Here is a 323-nt window from a genome sequence, read left to right on the forward strand (position 1 = left end):
TGAAGCGCAATGTCTAATGAACTGCATACCTCTTTGATAGACATGTTGCGTTGCAGCCCCATCCAAATAACTAACCAGACAGCTTGCTGAGCGGGAAGCCGACGTCGTCTTATGCTCGCTTTATTGGTTTCAAGAAGAGCTTGTTCTATCCACTCAATCTGAATGGCGTCGACGACAGATTCATAATTGTCGGCATCTTCAATGGTCTCGTGTGCCATTGCTAATTCTTGTTCAAGCATAAAAAATCCCCATCAACGTTGTTGATGGGGATTATCTGCTAACTGCAAGATCGTTCAAGTCTTCTTAAACGATCGGCATTAAAC

General features: G+C 43.7%; 1 protein-coding gene. It reads right to left on the reverse strand.

Translation table 11 applies throughout. The annotated features are described in order from the left end of the window. A partial coding sequence (locus H5300_RS27215; RefSeq protein WP_182796204.1) for a transposase domain-containing protein occupies positions 1 to 239 on the reverse strand: 239 nt, incomplete at its 3' end. Positions 240 to 323 lie beyond the last annotated feature (84 nt).

It is taken from the genome of Vibrio sp. SG41-7, from assembly GCF_014164465.1.
Classification (GTDB): domain Bacteria; phylum Pseudomonadota; class Gammaproteobacteria; order Enterobacterales; family Vibrionaceae; genus Vibrio; species Vibrio splendidus.